General features: G+C 60.8%; 14 protein-coding genes. 4 read left to right on the forward strand and 10 right to left on the reverse strand.

Annotated elements, in window-relative coordinates:
* Window positions 1–11: 11 nt before the first annotated feature.
* The 4 genes from PspS35_RS05500 to PspS35_RS05515 are packed head-to-tail and all read left to right on the forward strand — an operon-like array spanning window position 12 to window position 4772.
* Entirely contained in the window at window positions 12–1523 is a 1512-nt protein-coding gene (locus PspS35_RS05500; protein ID WP_159933077.1) for an efflux transporter outer membrane subunit, read from the forward strand.
* A gap of 10 nt (window positions 1524–1533) precedes the next feature.
* A complete protein-coding gene (locus tag PspS35_RS05505) occupies window positions 1534–3711 on the forward strand; it encodes an FUSC family protein (protein WP_159933078.1) in 2178 nt (725 codons plus the stop codon).
* Window positions 3701–3901 (forward strand): DUF1656 domain-containing protein, encoded by a 201-nt coding sequence (locus PspS35_RS05510; RefSeq protein ID WP_032886341.1) that lies wholly within the window; start codon window positions 3701–3703, stop codon window positions 3899–3901. The genes PspS35_RS05505 and PspS35_RS05510 overlap by 11 nt, the downstream gene beginning before the upstream one ends.
* 10 nt (window positions 3902–3911) lie before the next feature.
* Window positions 3912–4772 (forward strand): HlyD family secretion protein, encoded by an 861-nt coding sequence (locus tag PspS35_RS05515; protein ID WP_159933079.1) that lies wholly within the window; start codon window positions 3912–3914, stop codon window positions 4770–4772.
* Window positions 4773–5229: 457 nt separating this feature from the next.
* Here the strand turns inward: PspS35_RS05515 and PspS35_RS05520 are convergent, their stop codons facing one another.
* From PspS35_RS05520 to PspS35_RS05565, 10 genes are all read right to left on the reverse strand, one after another.
* Window positions 5230–6156 (reverse strand): NAD synthetase, encoded by a 927-nt coding sequence (locus tag PspS35_RS05520; protein WP_159933080.1) that lies wholly within the window; start codon window positions 6154–6156, stop codon window positions 5230–5232.
* A gap of 105 nt (window positions 6157–6261) precedes the next feature.
* Window positions 6262–6663, reverse strand: a complete 402-nt coding sequence (locus PspS35_RS05525; protein ID WP_074843947.1) for a DUF4440 domain-containing protein — start codon at window positions 6661–6663, stop codon at window positions 6262–6264.
* Window positions 6664–7476 carry an SDR family oxidoreductase gene (locus PspS35_RS05530; RefSeq protein WP_159933081.1) on the reverse strand — a complete coding sequence of 271 codons (813 nt, stop codon included), beginning with the start codon at window positions 7474–7476 and terminating at the stop codon, window positions 6664–6666.
* A 14-nt stretch (window positions 7477–7490) separates the two neighbouring features.
* The gene (locus PspS35_RS05535; RefSeq protein ID WP_072434202.1) at window positions 7491–7955 is read right to left on the reverse strand and encodes a multidrug transporter; all 465 of its coding nucleotides are present in this window, start codon (window positions 7953–7955) and stop codon (window positions 7491–7493) included.
* Window positions 7956–8282: 327 nt separating this feature from the next.
* Window positions 8283–9734: a mannose-1-phosphate guanylyltransferase/mannose-6-phosphate isomerase gene (locus PspS35_RS05540; protein ID WP_159933082.1), complete on the reverse strand. Its 1452-nt coding sequence runs from the start codon at window positions 9732–9734 to the stop codon at window positions 8283–8285.
* A 100-nt stretch (window positions 9735–9834) separates the two neighbouring features.
* Entirely contained in the window at window positions 9835–10488 is a 654-nt protein-coding gene (locus tag PspS35_RS05545; RefSeq protein WP_159933083.1) for an alginate O-acetyltransferase AlgF, read from the reverse strand.
* Between the two features lie 16 nt (window positions 10489–10504).
* Window positions 10505–11680, reverse strand: a complete 1176-nt coding sequence (locus PspS35_RS05550) for an alginate O-acetyltransferase (RefSeq protein WP_159933084.1) — start codon at window positions 11678–11680, stop codon at window positions 10505–10507.
* Between the two features lie 11 nt (window positions 11681–11691).
* Window positions 11692–13224 (reverse strand): MBOAT family protein, encoded by a 1533-nt coding sequence (locus tag PspS35_RS05555; protein ID WP_150760461.1) that lies wholly within the window; start codon window positions 13222–13224, stop codon window positions 11692–11694.
* Between the two features lie 234 nt (window positions 13225–13458).
* Entirely contained in the window at window positions 13459–14568 is a 1110-nt protein-coding gene (locus PspS35_RS05560) for a mannuronate-specific alginate lyase (protein WP_159933085.1), read from the reverse strand.
* 24 nt (window positions 14569–14592) lie between these two features.
* A complete protein-coding gene (locus tag PspS35_RS05565; protein WP_159937985.1) occupies window positions 14593–16038 on the reverse strand; it encodes an alginate O-acetyltransferase in 1446 nt (481 codons plus the stop codon).
* Between the last annotated feature and the right edge of the window lie 9 nt (window positions 16039–16047).

A 16047-nucleotide genomic window follows, 5' to 3' on the forward strand; every position in this document is an offset into this window, starting at 1 on the left:
ATTCGCTTGCCGTGCCGCGTCGCATCAGCAGAGAGCTTAAGACTCTCAGTGTTTGGGCTTTATCGTTAGCAATCAGCGGCTGCATCGGAACCGGAGGAATCGCCCCCCAAGGCCAGGCCTTGAACGCCAATACCCTGGCCACCGACGAAGCTATCCAGAGCGCCGCCCAGGAGGCCCGTTGGCCCTCCGTCCAGTGGTGGCAAGCCTATGGCGACCCGCAACTCAGCCAATGGGTCGAACTTGCGACGCACGACAGCCCAAGCATGGCCATGGCGGCCGCACGGGTGCGTGAAGCGCGAGCTATGGCTGGGATTGCCGAGTCGGCCGAGTCGTTGCAGGCCAACGGTAATAGCACGCTCAAACGCCACAATTGGCCCAAGGATCAGTTCTACGGCCCCGGCGAATTGAGCGGTGCCAACACCTGGGACAACAATGCGTCCCTTGGCCTGAGCTACGCAATCGACCTGTGGGGCCGTGAAAGCAATGCCACTGAGCGCGCCGTCGACCTGGCCCACATGAGCGCCGCCGAAGCACGCCAGGCCCAACTTGAACTGCAGAACAACGTGGTGCGCGCCTATATCCAGCTGTCGTTGCATTACGCCAACCGCGATATCGTCGCCGCCACGTTGGCCCAGCAAGAGCAGATTCTTGACCTGGCCAACAAACGCCTGAATGCCGGCATCGGCACTCATTTGGATGTGAGCCAGGCCGAAACCCCGCTGCCGGAAGCCCATCGCCAACTGGACGCCCTCGACGAAGAGATCGCCCTGAGCCGTAACCAACTGGCGGCCTTGGCGGGCAAAGGCCCGGGGGAGGGCGCGCAGTTGCAACGGCCGAGCCTGTCCCTTGCCGCACCGCTGAAACTGCCGTCCACCTTGCCCGCGCAATTGCTCGGCCAGCGTCCGGATGTGGTTGCCAGCCGCTGGCAAGTGGCAGCCCAGGCGCGGGGCATCGATGTGGCTCACGCCGGTTTCTACCCCAACGTCGATCTGGTCGGCAGCCTCGGCTACATGGCCACCGGCGGCGGCATGCTGGCGTTTCTGGCGGGCAAGAAATTCAACTACAACGTCGGCCCGGCGATCACCTTGCCGATCTTCGACGGCGGTCGCCTGCGTGCCGAGTTGGGTGAAGCCAGCGCCGGTTACGACGTCGCCGTGGCGCGCTACAACCAGACCCTGGTCAATGCGCTCAAGGGCATCAGCGACCAGTTGATCCGCCGCGAATCCCTGGACAAGCAATCGTCATTCGCCGCCCAGTCGGTGGCCTCGGCGCAAAAAACCTATGACATCGCGACCATCGCCTACCAGCGCGGCCTCACCGACTACCTCAATGTGCTCAACGCCCAGACCCTGCTGTTTCGCCAGCAACAGATCGAGCAGCAGGTCCAGGCCGCGCGCCTGAGCGCCCACGCGCAACTTGTGACCGCCTTGGGCGGTGGCCTTCAAGCAGGCAAGGACGCGCCGCAAGACGCCAACACCCTCCCGAGCAAAACCCCGGCGGCCCTTGCCGTCTTCGATCACTGAGTAGGTTGTGATGACGCCCTTGCCTGCACCGCTGCGCTGGCTGCATTCCCTTGAATGGCGCCGTGGCTTTTTTGACTGGGCACGCAGCGACGGCGTGACCTGGGTTTACATCTTCAAGGTCCTGATCGCCGCGTTCCTTACCCTGTGGCTGGCTATGCGCCTGGAACTGCCGCAACCGCGCACCGCAATGATCACGGTGTTTATCGTGATGCAACCGCAGAGCGGCCAGGTGTTCGCCAAGAGTTTTTACCGCTTCCTCGGCACTCTGGCGGGCTCGGCGGTGATGGTGTTGCTGATCGCATTGTTTGCGCAGAACACCGAACTGTTCCTCGGCGCCTTGGCGATCTGGGTCGGCATCTGCACCGCCGGTGCGACGCGCAACCGCAACTTTCGCGCCTATGGTTTTGTACTGGCCGGTTATACGGCGGCGATGGTCGGCTTGCCGGCGCTGGCCCATCCGGATGGCGCCTTTATGGCGGCCGTGTGGCGAGTGCTGGAAATCTCCCTGGGAATTATCTGCGCCACCCTGGTCAGTGCTGCGATCCTGCCGCAGACCTCCAGCGCCGCGATGCGCAATGCCTTGTATCAGCGCTTCGGTGTGTTCGCGCTGTTCGTCACCGATGGCCTGCGTGGGCGCAGCCAGCGTGACGGTTTCGAGGCCAGCAACGTGCGCTTCATCGCCGAAGCCGTGGGCCTGGAAGGGCTGCGCAGCGTCACCGTGTTTGAAGACCCGCACATGCGTCGACGCAACGGTCGGCTCAGTCGCCTGAACAGCGAATTCATGAGCATCACCACGCGCTTCAATGCCTTGCATCAGTTGTTGGCGCGCCTGCGCACGGATGCTGCGGATCATGTGGCGGCGGCAATCAAACCCGGCCTGCAAGACCTGGCCGAAGTGCTCGACGGTTTTTCCGGGCGTGCCCTGACCAGCCCCGATGCCGCACGCTTGGTCAACCAACTCAGCGCCTATAAAGACAGTTTGCCCGCCACGGTCCGCAGCCTGCGCACGGCCTTCCAGGAAAGCGACCCGTCGGAGGCCGAGCAACTGGATTTCCACACCGCCTACGAGCTGCTTTACCGCTTCGTCGACGACCTGCACAACTACGCGCAAACCCACGCGTCCCTGGCCGATCACACCCACGCGCGGGAAGATTGGGACCAAGCCTACACACCGAAAACCAACTGGTTGGCCTGCGCCGCTTCGGGGATTCGCGCGTCGTTTATCCTGATTGTGCTGGGCAGTTACTGGGTGGCCACCGCCTGGCCCAGCGGCGCCACCATGACCCTGATCGCGGCGGCCACCGTCGGCCTGTCCGCCGCCACACCCAACCCCAAGCGCATGGCGTTCCAGATGGCCTGCGGCACCTTGATCGGGGCGTTGGTGGGCTTTGTCGAAATGTTCTTCGTGTTTGCGTGGATCGACGGCTTCCCACTGCTGTGCGTGATGCTCGCGCCGGTGATCATCCTCGGTGCTTTCCTCGCCTCCCGCCCGCAGTACGCAGGCGTGGGCGTAGGCCTGTTGATCTTCTTCAGCACCGGCTCGGTGCCGGACAACCTCACGGTCTACAACCCCTACACCTTTATCAACGACTACATCGCCATGATCCTCGGCATGCTGGTGTGTGCGGCCGCCGGTGCGATCATCCTGCCGCCCAACAGCCGCTGGCTGTGGCGCCGCCTGGAGCAGGACCTGCGCGAGCAAGTGGTGTATGCGATCAGCGGAAAGCTCAAGGGCTTGGCGTCGAGTTTTGAAAGCCGTACCCGTGACCTGTTGCACCAGGCCTACGGTCTCGCCGTCGGCCAGCCGCAGGTACAACGTGACCTGCTGCGCTGGATGTTCGTGGTGCTGGAAGTCGGCCACGCGATCATCGAGCTGCGCAAGGAACAGGCGATCCTGCCGGTGCATCCTGCATACGCCGAATCCCAGCCGTGGCGCCAGGCGATCCGCGTGATGGGGCGCTCGCTGGTGCGCCTGTTCCTGCAACCCAGCGCGAGCAACCTGGAGCGCGGCCTCATTGCCGTCGACCATGCGATCAGCCGCGTGCAGGCCACCGACGAACCCTTCGCCCCGCACTTCGACACTTCGGCCCTGCGCCGGGTGAAAAGCTACCTGCACTTTATCCGCACCTCGTTGCTCGACCCGCAATCGCCGCTGGCGGCCCTCAAAGGATCCCCCCATGCCCCGTGAAATAGCGTTCCACGGCCTCTACATGCCCACCATGACCCTGATGTTCCTGATCGCGGCAGGACTGGCGTGGGCCCTGGACCGCTTCCTGGCCGGCTTCGACCTGTACCGTTTTTTCTGGCACCCGGCGTTGCTGCGCCTGAGCCTGTTCGTTTGCCTGTTCGGCGCCCTGGCGCTGACCGTCTACCGTTGAGAATGCCCCGATGAAAAAGTTCTTCAGCCTGCTCGCCACCTTGCTGGTATTGGCCTTGGCGATCTGGATTGGCCGCACGCTGTGGGTGCACTACATGGAAACACCGTGGACCCGTGATGGCCGGGTGCGGGCCGACATCATCAACGTCGCCGCAGACGTCACCGGCGAAGTGGTCGACGTACCGGTGCGCGACAACCAACTGGTGAAAAAGGGCGACCTGCTGATGCAGATCGACCCCGAGCACTACCGCATCGCGGTCAAGCAGGCGCAATCGCTGGTGGCTTCGCGCAAAGCCACCTGGGAAATGCGCAAGGTCAACGCCCACCGCCGCGCCGACCTCGACGCCCTGGTGATCTCCAGGGAAAACCGCGACGACGCCAGCAACATCGCCGACTCGGCCCAGGCCGACTACCAACACGCGCTGGCGCAACTGGAAGCCGCCGAACTCAACCTGAAACGCACCCAGGTCGTGGCGGCGGTGGACGGCTACGTCACCAACCTCAACGTGCACCGCGGCGACTACGCACGCATCGGCGAAGCCAAGATGGCCGTGGTGGATATGAACTCGTTCTGGGTTTATGGCTTCTTCGAAGAAACCAAATTGCCCCATGTGAAAGTCGGTGACACAGCCGATATGCAGTTGATGAGCGGCGAGACGCTGAAAGGGCACGTAGAAAGCATCTCGCGCGGCATCTACGACCGCGACAACCCCGAGAGCCGCGAGCTGATTGCCGATGTGAACCCGACCTTCAACTGGGTGAGGCTGGCCCAGCGCGTGCCGGTGCGGATTCATATTGATGAAGTGCCGCAGGGGGTGTTGTTGGCGGCGGGGATTACGTGCACGGTGATTGTGAACTCGGCGCCAAACTGAATGGCAGGCCTAAGCGAATGGCTTGCTAGCCCTGATTTTTCGTCGACGCTTTACCCTCAACATGCTCGTGTATCGGCGATGGTTTTTTGAATTAAGGATCAGGATGTAGAGCAGCGATGTGAACAGAGGGAATAAGTTGAACAGTGTCACCGGCTGACTGGCCAGGTAACCAATTGCGAGAAAGGTATTAACGATGGCGATAGGTACGAGTATTCGCCGTGCGTGATGGAAGCCTTCAAATAACATTATCTGGCCTGCGCAAAAAATCAGACAAAGTGCCATACCGGTTCCGAAAGAAAATTCAGTCGGTAGATGATTGGCCTTCGCGTAATACGACAAGCTAAGTGTCATGTTGATAGCAATATTGTTTAGCATAAGCAGAAGAGCACTGGCCCATGACGGTAAGAATCGATAGGCGTAACGGCGCCAAATTCGATATTCACGGAAGGGGTCGACGCTATAAATCATACTCGGAAAACTCCTCATACAGACCTATGACGATGTGATTGATATTTCCGGAATAGATGCTGCCTCCAACGGCCAAGGTCGCTCCAATCTGATCTTTTATTTGAGTGAGAATGCCCAACCGAAGTTGGAGGTTGCTGTAGCGTTTGGGTAGCTGCCCCGCTAGTTGCTTCAGACGAATCATCTCTCGGGGATGGCGAGGGTTCTGCAGTCGCAGTACTTCGGTTGTTAACTTTGCACGTTCCTGGCGACTCATGAGCCTCAAGATGTCTGTCGAATTACGCCCAGTCGCACGTTTGATAGCCATTACTGATTTTACGGTAGCGAAGGTGGTGGTACCGGCCCCGACCAATGAAATGCCATCCAGAGCGACTGTCATTGTCTGATACCAGCTCAGGCTGTCGTAATAGTCATTTTTGGCGGGATTGGTCAATTCGTTGGAGACTCTCCATAAACTGTTTACGCACTGGAGAGTACTGGCAGTCGCAGCGCTGTAGGCAACGTAGCTCAACGCAAGGCTGGCACCCGCGCTGAAAGGCACTGCCGCGATTCCTGATTTCGCAACGATATATCCAATTACGGCCCCTCCACAGGAGGCAGCTATTCCCGACGCTTCGCGCCACAGCTGTGATTCACGAGGCGAGCTTGCTGCAAGCTCTGCATACTCCTCGGCAGTCATCATCGGACCTGCCACTTCCCGCAGAATCACCCGCTTGGGCCTGATACTGCACAACGGCACAAACTCACGCAGCACCGTCACCTGATAATCACTGCCGATATGCACCACACCTGCCCCGACGATGGCCGGGTCGGCGTCAATGGTCCGATAAAGTTTGGGCAGGTCCAGCAGGCTGGTCAGCCGCTGGCGAGTCGTGGTGTGCGCATCCGGCACACCGCTTCGCATAAAATCCCTTGGCATCCTTTCACCTGTGAGTAGACAGAGGTGAAAGAGCCTGGGGATAGTTTCCTTGTAATGCTGTCAGCCCATTCGCTGTTTTTTGTAGGATCCGGCTGGGCAGTTAGTTCATTGAGCTACATAGGTTTCATGCAAATGGCGCCACAACAGCGCGCCACTCGCCTGCTTCTCAAACACCACGGTGGCCCGCCGATCCGTTTGGGTGCCGCTGTTGTCCACCTGATGCTCACGATAAGTCACCGTCGCACCGCGTGCATGCCGGTCAATCCCAGCCATTTCACTCAAGGTGATTTTCAGCCCCGGACGCATTCCGCCCAGGCGCGTGAACAGCGCGTTGACCCCGGCTGCATTGACGCGTGTGCCGGTGGCGGGGGCGATCATGCTGAACTCCGGCGAGAAGCGCGCAAGCAGGTTTTGCAAGGTGCCGTCAGGCGCAACCCCGGCAAACCATTGCTCGATCTCGACGTGGGTCTGGATGACTTCTTCGAAGAAGTCGCTGTAGTCGATCATTTACAAACTCCCCTTCAAACCAAAGCGTTTTTTCAACACGCTTTCCAATAATGCTTTGGGCAACAACGCCGCCATCAACGGCAACGCCCGGCTGCCATTGCCCGAGCGTAACAGGCGTGGCGGCTTTGCCTGTTGCACGGCGTTGAGCACATCCGCTGCAAACACCGTGGCTGGCGTCGGTTTGTCCTGGGACGCTTGGCTACGTGCGCGAATGCCTTCGCGCAATGGCCACCACGGCGATTGTTCGTTGATCAATAACTCGGCCTGGGCGCCGGCGTTTTTTGCAAAGCTGGTATCGATGGCGCCGGGCTGTACTTCCATCACCCGCACGCCAAACGGCGCCAGTTCCATGCGCAGTGCATCGCTCAAGGCATGCACCGCCGCTTTGGAGGCGCAGTAAGCACCAGCAAATGGCGTGACCAGCACCCCGGAAACGCTGCCGATATTCACCACCAGGCCTTTGCGCTTGCGCAGGGCCGGGAACAGTGCCTGGGTGACGCCGACGATGGAAAACACATTGGTCTCGAACTGACGCTGCATCGCCTCGGTGCCGCCATCAAGCAGCGGGCCCATGGCGCCGTAGCCGGCGTTGTTGATCAGCACATCGAGTTCGTCCAGGTTCGTGGCCAGGGTCTGCAGCGCAGAAGCGTCATTCACGTCCAGTAGCACGGCATGAAAACCCGCGTTGTTGAGGGCGATCACATCGTCTTCGCGGCGGGCGCTGGTCAATACGTCGTAGCCGGCGACCTTGAAGGCATCGGCCAACGCGCGGCCGATGCCACTGGAGCAACCGGTGATGAGTACATTGGGCATGGGTCAATCCTTTGTCAGTCCGAGAAACTGCCTTGCAGGTGCTCGGCACGAAATTCCAGGGTTTGCGGGCGGTAGCCGGGGCGCAGCGGCGGGGTGGGCAGGCAATCGTCCCAGGTGGCGCCGGCCTGCAACTCGCCGGGGCCGCGATAGCGCGGGGCGGCGTAGACGTTATCGGCCAGGTTGACCGTGTCCCCCGGCGCATAGGCCGCGACGCGCCAGCGCAGTTCGGTCAGCGGTACGTCGTTGCCATTGTTCAGGGTCAGTTTCAGCGGGCGGTCGGCGGGGCATTCCTGCGGTGCGTAGGTAATGCGCAGCTCCAGGCGCGCCAGTTGCGAGGCTTCGCGGTTGTCCAGCCAGACTACCCAGACGGCCACGAAACCCAGGCCGACGGCGGCGGCCAGCGATACCGGCAGGGCTTTGGCGGGGTAGCGTAGCAGCAGGATCAGCCAAGTGATGATCAGGAGAACACCGAAGAACATGGAGACCACCTCGAATAGGGAACGAGCATCCTAACTTAAGCGTAGGTGGGATTGGGTAGCTTGAGTGCTGTGGTGGGCTTGCCCCCGATGAGCATAGGTATCTACACAACTCTTAAAGGCTGACACATAACTCTGTGGTGAGCGGGCTTGCCCGCTCACCACAGAAGCCTGATTGCCATAGATTCCGTATTCACTGGAAGTTGTGTAGATACCCATGCCCCGATGAGGCCCTGACAGCCAGCGCAAATCCCCAACAAAAAGCCCCCGCCCAACCGGCTGCGGATAGGGGACGCAGTCGGCTGGACGGGGGCTTCTTGTACGACTGTTTTACTGCGCGATAGTTTTCACCGACACGCCACGTTCAACCGGCGTCGAGCGACCGTAGATATCTTCAAAACGCTCGATATCGTCTTCGCCCAGGTAGCTGCCCGATTGCACTTCGATGATCTCCAACGGGATCTTGCCGGGGTTGCGCAGGCGGTGCACCGAGGCGATCGGGATATAGGTGGACTGGTTCTCGCAAAGCAGGAACACGTTCTCGTCACAGGTGACTTCGGCGGTGCCGCTGACCACGATCCAGTGTTCGGCGCGGTGGTGGTGCATTTGCAGCGACAGGCACGCGCCCGGCTTGACCGAGATGTGCTTGACCTGGAAGCGACCGCCCATGTCCACCGAGTCGTAGGAGCCCCACGGGCGGTAGACTTCGCAGTGGTTCTGGGTCTCGCTGCGGCCCTGTTCGTTGAGGGTGTTGACCATCTGCTTGACGCCCTGGACCTTGTCCTTGTGGGCAATCATCATCGCGTCCTTGGTTTCCACCACCACGATGTTTTCCAGGCCGATCACCGACACCAGCTTGCCGTTGCCGTGGATCATGCAGTTCTTGCTGTCCTGGATCACCACGTCGCCCTTGGTGACGTTGCCGTTGGCGTCTTTATCGTTGACCGCCCACAGCGAGGCCCAGCAGCCCACGTCGCTCCAACCGGCGCTCAGCGGTACGACGCAGGCGCGTTGGGTTTTTTCCATCACGGCGTAGTCGATGGAGTTGTCCGGGCAGCAGGCAAAGGTGGCTTCGTCGAAGGTCACGGTGTCGGCGTCTTGCTGGCTGCGTTCCAAGGTCAGCACGCAGGTGTCGTAGATGTCCGGATCGTGCTTTTTCAGTTCTTCGAGGAAACGACTGGCGCGGAACAGGAACATGCCGCTGTTCCAGAAATAACCGCCGCTTTTGACGAACTCGATGGCGCGTTTTTCATTGGGTTTTTCCACGAACTGCTCGACGCGGCTCACGCCTTCGGGCAGCAGCGAGTCGTTGGTGGACTTGATGTAGCCATAACCGGTTTCCGGGCGGGTCGCCGGCACGCCGAACAGCACCATCTCACCACGCTCGGCCGCCACGGTGGCCAGGGCCAGGGCGCGTTGCAGGGCTTTCTGGTCATCGATCACGTGGTCGGCGGGCAGCACCAGCATCAGCTCGTCACGGCCTTCGTTGACCAGCATCATCGCCGTCAGGGCCACAGCCGGCGCGGTGTTGCGACCGAACGGTTCCATCAGGATGCGTTGGCACTCCAGTTTACGGTTGGCCAGTTGCTCGTTGACGATGAAGCGATGGTCCTTGTTGCAGACCACGATCGGGGAGTCCATACCTTCGAATACCAGGCGTTCCAGGGTTTGCTGGAACAGCGTGTGCTCACCGGTCAGGGCCAGGAATTGCTTGGGGAACTGTTTGCGCGAAAGCGGCCAAAGACGTGAGCCGCTACCACCGGAAAGGATTACTGGGATCATGGGTGTTTCTCCTAAAAGATAGTTGGGAGCTGCAAGCCACAAGCTGCAAGTAACAGCTCTTCACTTGCAGCTTGAAGCTTGTCGCTCATTACTCACGCGATCAGCGGGTCGATACCGGGCGTTTCACCCAGACTGGCGACAGGCTCGAACCCGAACCTGTGACATACAGCACCGCCGCTTCACCACGTTCCAACGCAACCGGCTTCACATCACCGACTTTCTTGTCACCGTCATACAACGCCAGGCTCACCTTCACCGGGTTGATTTCACGTTCGCCACGGCCCTTGGCCGCCACCGACTTGACCACATCCGTCTTGCCATCGGCGGTCTTCAGGGTCAGGGCCTTGTCGCTGAGGTTCTGCACGCGCACCAGGGACTTCTGCTTGTTCTTGAACGGCGGTTCCTCGATCAACTGAGGCTGGCCGCTGCCGCTGTTGACCAGGGTGTAGTAGTGGTCGGCGGCGAGTTTGACCGGCACGGTCTGGCTGCCGATCTTGGCGCTGTAGTCGCCGCCGGGCATGAAGCTGAAGTCGCTGCTCGCCAGCGGGGCCACTTCGCTGAGGTTGGTGCTGCCGACAGTCGCGCTGACTTCCTGGTTGGAGGCGTTGTAGACACGCACGAAGCTTGAGCCTTTCGGTGCGACTGGGCCGTACAAGGCAGCGTCACCGGCGAAGGCGGACAGGGATACCAAGCTCATACCGGCAGCCAGGGCCAGAGTCTTAGCGAGACGACGCGGAGTAGTAGTGAAAGTCATGTGAGTTACCTCTCTTTCAGTTTTGCGCCCGGTCGGGCGTCTCGGATTTTTTAAGGGTGTTCAAAGCCATGTTTTGTTGGCGCGAACCGGCTTGTTTAAGTTGCGCAACCCACGCAGGGTCGGCATCACCGATTTCGTTGTTCACAGGCAGATAGCGTTCAGGAAACTCCCAGATCAGCACCTGGGGCGGGCTGTTCTTGAAGTCGTCACTCTTGAGGTAGCTGAGCATCGGCAGGATCGGGCCGTGGCCGTCTTCGGCGTAGCTGACCACGTCGCTGCCCAGGGCTTGCTTGAGGGCGCCGACGAAGTTCCAGTTGGGGTTGGCGCTGTAGCTGGTGCCGACCAATGCCACCGGGGTTTCGCTGTCGGCAAACAGCGCGTCGTCGCCTTTGGTTTCGGCCAGGTGGGTGACGCGTTTTTCCAGCGGCTCTTTTGGCGGCATCAGGTTTTCAAACAGCGGGTCCAGGGGCAGGAACAGACGCAGGTCGCCTTTGTGCGGCTCGGTCTTTTCGGCCTCGGTGACAAAGCGCTGCGGCTCGCCACTCAGTGGGGTCTTGTCGGCAATTGCCTTGGCCAATTGCTTGGCCGCCACTTCGGCGCCATCTGGCGTCCAGTGGGTATCGGTGCGCAGGAACACTTGCTTGCCGCCCAGCTTGGCCTGTTGCAACGGGCCGAGCAGGTCGGGCGCCGGGATGTTGTCGGCAGCGACACGGGCATGGAAGTCCTGGTACAGAGTGGCGTGGATGCTCGCCGGTTTCACTTCACCCAGGTGTTCCGGGTACAGGCGCACCTTGGCCGGCACGATCGCCATCACCAGTTGGATGCCCTGGGCCTTGAGCTTCTGGCGCACGCCTTCGACCAGCGCGTAGTTGCCTTGCAGGTTCTGGTCTTCGTTGACGGCGGGGTTGAACTCCTCGTCGCTGTACAGCCAGTGATCACGGCCCAGTACCACGCCGGGGCGGCCTTCATTGAACAGCTTGTAATCCAGCGCCGCCCACAGGTTGGTGCCGATGCGCTTGATCGGGAACTCGTCGTCGTAGTGCGTCTCGACGGCCTTGGTCCAGCGGCCGTTGAGCACCGTGGCGTCGGCGTTGGTGCTAAAGCCCAGGAAGCTACGCAGCGACCAGGCGCCCAGGGCCAGCAGCAGCACCATGAACAGGCTGATATAGAGGACGCGTAATGAACGGGTCATGGTCGGCTCCCTCAGAATTGGAAGTAAAGGAACGGCGAGAAACTCTGCGCCGACAGTTTGAGAATCGACGCCACGAACAGCAGCAGCACCGCAGCGCGCATGGCGTAGCGTGGCCAGTCAGCGGTCCAGTAGGCCGGTTGCACGGCAGCGTCCTGGCCAACGGTGAAACCTGGCTGGTGGATGCTGCCGGGGTTGTCGCCCGGTACGGCCTTGATCAGGCTTGGGTCGACCGGCTTGGTTTTTTCGGCAGGGCGGTTGGTGTAGAAATCGCGCAGGCCGAAGAACGCCAAGGTTGCGTACGCCACCACCAGGGTTGCCACTTGCAGGCCCGTGAGGTTGGCGCGGTTGAGTTCCGACAGCGACCACTCGCCAAAGCTGAACATCGCACCGTACATACGGCCGGCGACATGCAGGTTTTCGGAGCGGAAGATCACCCAGCCCATCACCACCAGCAGGAAGGTGAAGGCCCAGCGCAACACGTTGAAGCTGCGCGGCGCAGTGTTCAGTCCGATGGCTTTTTCAATCGCCAGCCACATGCCGTGCCAGGCGCCCCACACGATGTAGGTGATGTTTGCACCGTGCCACAGACCGCCCAGCAGCATGGTCAGGAACAGGTTGCGGTAGGTGGTCAGCGTGCCTTTGCGGTTGCCGCCCAGGGTGATGTACAGGTAGTCACGCAGCCAGGTGGACAGGCTGATGTGCCAGCGGCGCCAGAACTCGGTGATCGACTGGCTGATGTATGGCTGCTTGAAGTTTTCCATGAAGCGAAAACCCATCATCAAGCCCAGGCCGATGGCCATGTCGCTGTAGCCGGAGAAGTCGAAGTACAGCTGCGCGGTGTAGGCCAGCGCGCCGAGCCAGGCATCGCCGGTGGTCGGGTTTTGCAGGGCAAAGCAATGGTCGGCCACCACCGCGAGGGTGTCGGCGATAAACACTTTCTTGATGAAACCCTGCATGAACCGCGTGCAGCCCTCGGAGAACTTGTCGAGGGTGTGGGTGCGGTTGTTGAACTGGTCGGCCAGGTCGCGAAAACGCAACACCGGGCCGGCGATCAAGTGCGGGAAAATCGCCACGAACGCCGCAAAGTCGATCAGGTTGCGGGTCGCCGGGGTATCGCCACGGTACACGTCGATGATGTAGCTGATGGACTCGAAAATGTAGAACGAGATCCCGATCGGCAACAGCACGTGGGTGAGGATGAACGGCTCCAGGCCCGCGGACTTCATCATGACGTTGATGCTGTCGACGCCGAAGTTGGCGTACTTGAAGTAGCCGAGGATGCACAGGTCGACGGCCACGCCGAGCAGCAGCCAGCGCTGGGCCGGCTTGGTGCGCACGCCGGCGGCACCGACCTTGAGGCCGATCCAGTAGTTCCACAGCGTCACGGCGGCGAACAGCGCCAGGAAGTCCACTCGCCACCAGGCGTAGAACACATAGCTGGCAATCAGCAGCAGCAGGTTGCGATAGCGTTGCCCGCTCAAGTAGTACAAGCCGAGAAAGATCGGCAAGAACAGAAACAGGAACACATTGGACGAGAAAACCATCCCGATCTCTCCATGTTTAACCAACAGTCAAGGGCCGCAGCCCCCCCAAACCCCCCACAACTTCATGGGCGGCGATGCAGCTTTTGTAGTGAGCGGGCTTGCCCCGCGCTGGGTGGCGAAGCCGCCCCAAAACCCTACACCGCGGTATGCCTGGCACACGGCGGCGGATCGATTAGGACTGCTTCGCAGCCCAGCGCGGGGCAAGCCCGCTCACTACAGGTAATCCATTCAGCCTTAGCTACCTTTGTTGCCTTTTTCATGCGCCGGGTCGTACACCTTGGTCAGGTCACCCCCCAGGCGGAACGTCTTGAACGGCTGCATCCCGTGCTTGCGCTCCACCACATCCGGGGCGCAGGTGTAGAGGGTGCAGAAGGGTTCGAGCCAGGCGAATTTCATGTCCTGCTTCAAGTCCTTCATGTCCTGTTCTTTGCCGTTCTTCTGCTCGAAGATCTCCGGGTCTTTGACCCCGGCCAGCACCTTGTCGCCCAGGCGCTTGAGCGCGCTGTTGTTTTCCTGGCGCAGGTCAACACCGTTGACCAGGGCAAAACTGGCGATCATCGACAGCGGCGGCAGGGCGTAGTTGTGGTACGACAAGGCCCGCTGCTGGCGCTTCAATTCGTTGGGCAGGAAGCCCTGGTCGTCGACTTGGTTCACGCCGACTTTGTATTCCTTCACCGCCCAGTCAAACAGGTCGCGACGGTTGGTGGCGATGGACGTCGCCATCACCGACCAGGCGGCCCAGTAGGAGTGGTTGTTGGTTTTTTCCAGGGGCAGGTTGTCCCAATCGCTCACCACCTGGTCGGCCAGTTTGTTGAACCAGGCTTCGATCAGTTGGGCTTCCTGCGGGTGGTTGGCCAGCGGGTGCGAGTCGGAGAACTTCAGGCGCACATAGGCCGAGGCCATGCTGCCCAGCGCCCATTTGCGCATGGACTTGCCGGTGTGGTTGAAGTCCTTGGACATCAGCGCATCGGCCTTGGCCCACGACACCAGCCAGTTCAGCGTGCATTCGAGCTGCTCCGGGCGGCCGTCGCGCATGAACTGCATCACGCGTTTGCTGGTGTCTTTTTCCAGCTTGGTGATGTCGGCGGTGCTGTCACGAAAGGCTTTCTCGGACTGCACGTTCAGCGTCGAACGGGCCTTGTCGGAGCCTTCGTACTTGCTGCGAAATTGCAGCGGGCCGGTGTACGGCGTCGGCATGGTGTCGCAGTTTTCCTTGAAGTCGCCGGTCTTGAACGCTTCGATCGGTGCGAAGTAGCCCTGGGGCGGACGCAGCGGAGCGGCGGCGTTGACGGAGCCGGCAAAGATCGCCAGGCCGAGCAACGATGGAATCAATAACTTTTGCATAAGTAACCTCATTGCACGCTTATTTCACGGCGTTGATGCAGTCTGTTGACCACCCGCGGGGAATACGTTGCGTGTGCAAATTTTCGCTTCGACCTTCTGCGCGGCAGCGCCCGCTTCGGGGCCCTGCACTTCCACGGCCAGCAAGTTCTGCGAGGCCCAGTCTTCATCGGTGCGCAGTTCAAAGGCGAAACGCCCGTCTGTATCGGATGTTTCGGGTTTCTCGATCTTGATGTCCTCGTGGCGCCCGTTCATGTACCAGAGGGTGGCTTGCAAGGTTTTCACCGACGGATCGGCGAAGCGGATATCAACCTGATGGTTGGCGTTGCGCAGGTCTTTGTTCGAACTGTTAACCATCAATTCGTTCTTGCCGGGTTTCAACGTTGTGCTGGCGGTCATCTGGGCGGTCTTGCCTTCGCAGCCGTTGTCCAGCAGCGACATCATCTGGCGGTAGATGGTTTCCTGGTCCAGGCGGTACAGCGGCGAGAACTCCCAGATGAGGATCTTCGGCGGGCTCTTCTGGAATTCATCGCTGCCCAGGTACTGGATCATCGAGCCTTCCAGGCCACCGCCGGGGAAGGCGACATTGAGGATGTCGGCACCGATTTCCTGTTCCAGGAAGCCGGCGAAGTTGTAGTTCTTGCCGCTGTGGCTGGTGCCCACGAGGGTGATCTGCGGGTTGCCCGAATCGCCGAACAGGTCGCCGTCGCCCGCTTCGCCCTTGGGCTCGGTGGTGAACTGGTCCATGTACTGGATCGCGTAGCTGGTGCCGCACAGCTGCCCGGCCATGTTGTGCAGGGTCCCGGTCTTGCCCATGCGGCCCGAGCGCTTGGTCTCGAATTCACGCTTGGGAATATCGGCAAACTCGGGCATGGCACGCACTTTGGCACCGACGATTTTTGCGGTGCGCTGGGCGCCGTATGGGGTCCAGTGCTGGTCGCCGCGGAAGTAGAAATCGTGGGCCGGCAGTTCTTCCGGCAGTTGCTCATTGGTCAGCGGCGACAGGTCCGGCACGACGTAGCCCATCTTGGCGAAACGGCCGAGCATGGTTTTGTAGTTGCCCAGGGCCTTGTCGAAATCGAACTTGGCTTTCTCTTCGGGGTTGAGCTTGTTGCGGTTCACCAGGCCACGGGTCGGCTGGTAGACCACCACCAGCTCCACGCCCTTGGCCTTGAACGCATCGTGCAACTGCTGCATGCGTTTGTAGCCTGAAGGGCTGGTGTCGAATTCGGTGCGCAGGTCTTCCTGGGTGCGGAACAGCCAGTCGCCCTGGGCTTGTACCAGGGTGGTGAAGTTCTGCTGGTAGCGCGTGGTGTAGTTCTTCGCGTCATGGGCGGCCGGGCACAGGCTGCAGCACGGTTCGGCGGTGAAGGTCGGTGCCTTCAGGTCGTCGGCGCGTACGCCCTGGCTGGCCGCGAGCAGGCCGAGGGTCAGACCCGAGAGGCTAAGCAGTTTGATCATGTGTGGGTGCATAAGGGTCAT

The organism is Pseudomonas sp. S35 (assembly GCF_009866765.1).
Classification (GTDB): Bacteria; Pseudomonadota; Gammaproteobacteria; order Pseudomonadales; family Pseudomonadaceae; genus Aquipseudomonas.

Bases quoted from the DNA above. Each gene is read 5' to 3' on its own strand.
- PspS35_RS05515 (WP_159933079.1), top strand. From the start codon at position 3,912: ATGAAAAAGTTCTTCAGCCTGCTCGCCACCTTGCTGGTATTGGCCTTG.
- PspS35_RS05535 (WP_072434202.1), bottom strand. From the start codon at position 7,955: ATGTTCTTCGGTGTTCTCCTGATCATCACTTGGCTGATCCTGCTGCTA.
- PspS35_RS05510 (WP_032886341.1), top strand. From the start codon at position 3,701: ATGCCCCGTGAAATAGCGTTCCACGGCCTCTACATGCCCACCATGACC.
- PspS35_RS05555 (WP_150760461.1), bottom strand. From the start codon at position 13,224: ATGGTTTTCTCGTCCAATGTGTTCCTGTTTCTGTTCTTGCCGATCTTT.
- PspS35_RS05550 (WP_159933084.1), bottom strand. From the start codon at position 11,680: ATGACCCGTTCATTACGCGTCCTCTATATCAGCCTGTTCATGGTGCTG.
- PspS35_RS05530 (WP_159933081.1), bottom strand. From the start codon at position 7,476: ATGCCCAATGTACTCATCACCGGTTGCTCCAGTGGCATCGGCCGCGCG.
- PspS35_RS05545 (WP_159933083.1), bottom strand. From the start codon at position 10,488: ATGACTTTCACTACTACTCCGCGTCGTCTCGCTAAGACTCTGGCCCTG.
- PspS35_RS05565 (WP_159937985.1), bottom strand. From the start codon at position 16,038: ATGCACCCACACATGATCAAACTGCTTAGCCTCTCGGGTCTGACCCTC.
- PspS35_RS05560 (WP_159933085.1), bottom strand. From the start codon at position 14,568: ATGCAAAAGTTATTGATTCCATCGTTGCTCGGCCTGGCGATCTTTGCC.
- PspS35_RS05520 (WP_159933080.1), bottom strand. From the start codon at position 6,156: ATGCCAAGGGATTTTATGCGAAGCGGTGTGCCGGATGCGCACACCACG.
- PspS35_RS05525 (WP_074843947.1), bottom strand. From the start codon at position 6,663: ATGATCGACTACAGCGACTTCTTCGAAGAAGTCATCCAGACCCACGTC.
- PspS35_RS05540 (WP_159933082.1), bottom strand. From the start codon at position 9,734: ATGATCCCAGTAATCCTTTCCGGTGGTAGCGGCTCACGTCTTTGGCCG.
- PspS35_RS05505 (WP_159933078.1), top strand. From the start codon at position 1,534: ATGACGCCCTTGCCTGCACCGCTGCGCTGGCTGCATTCCCTTGAATGG.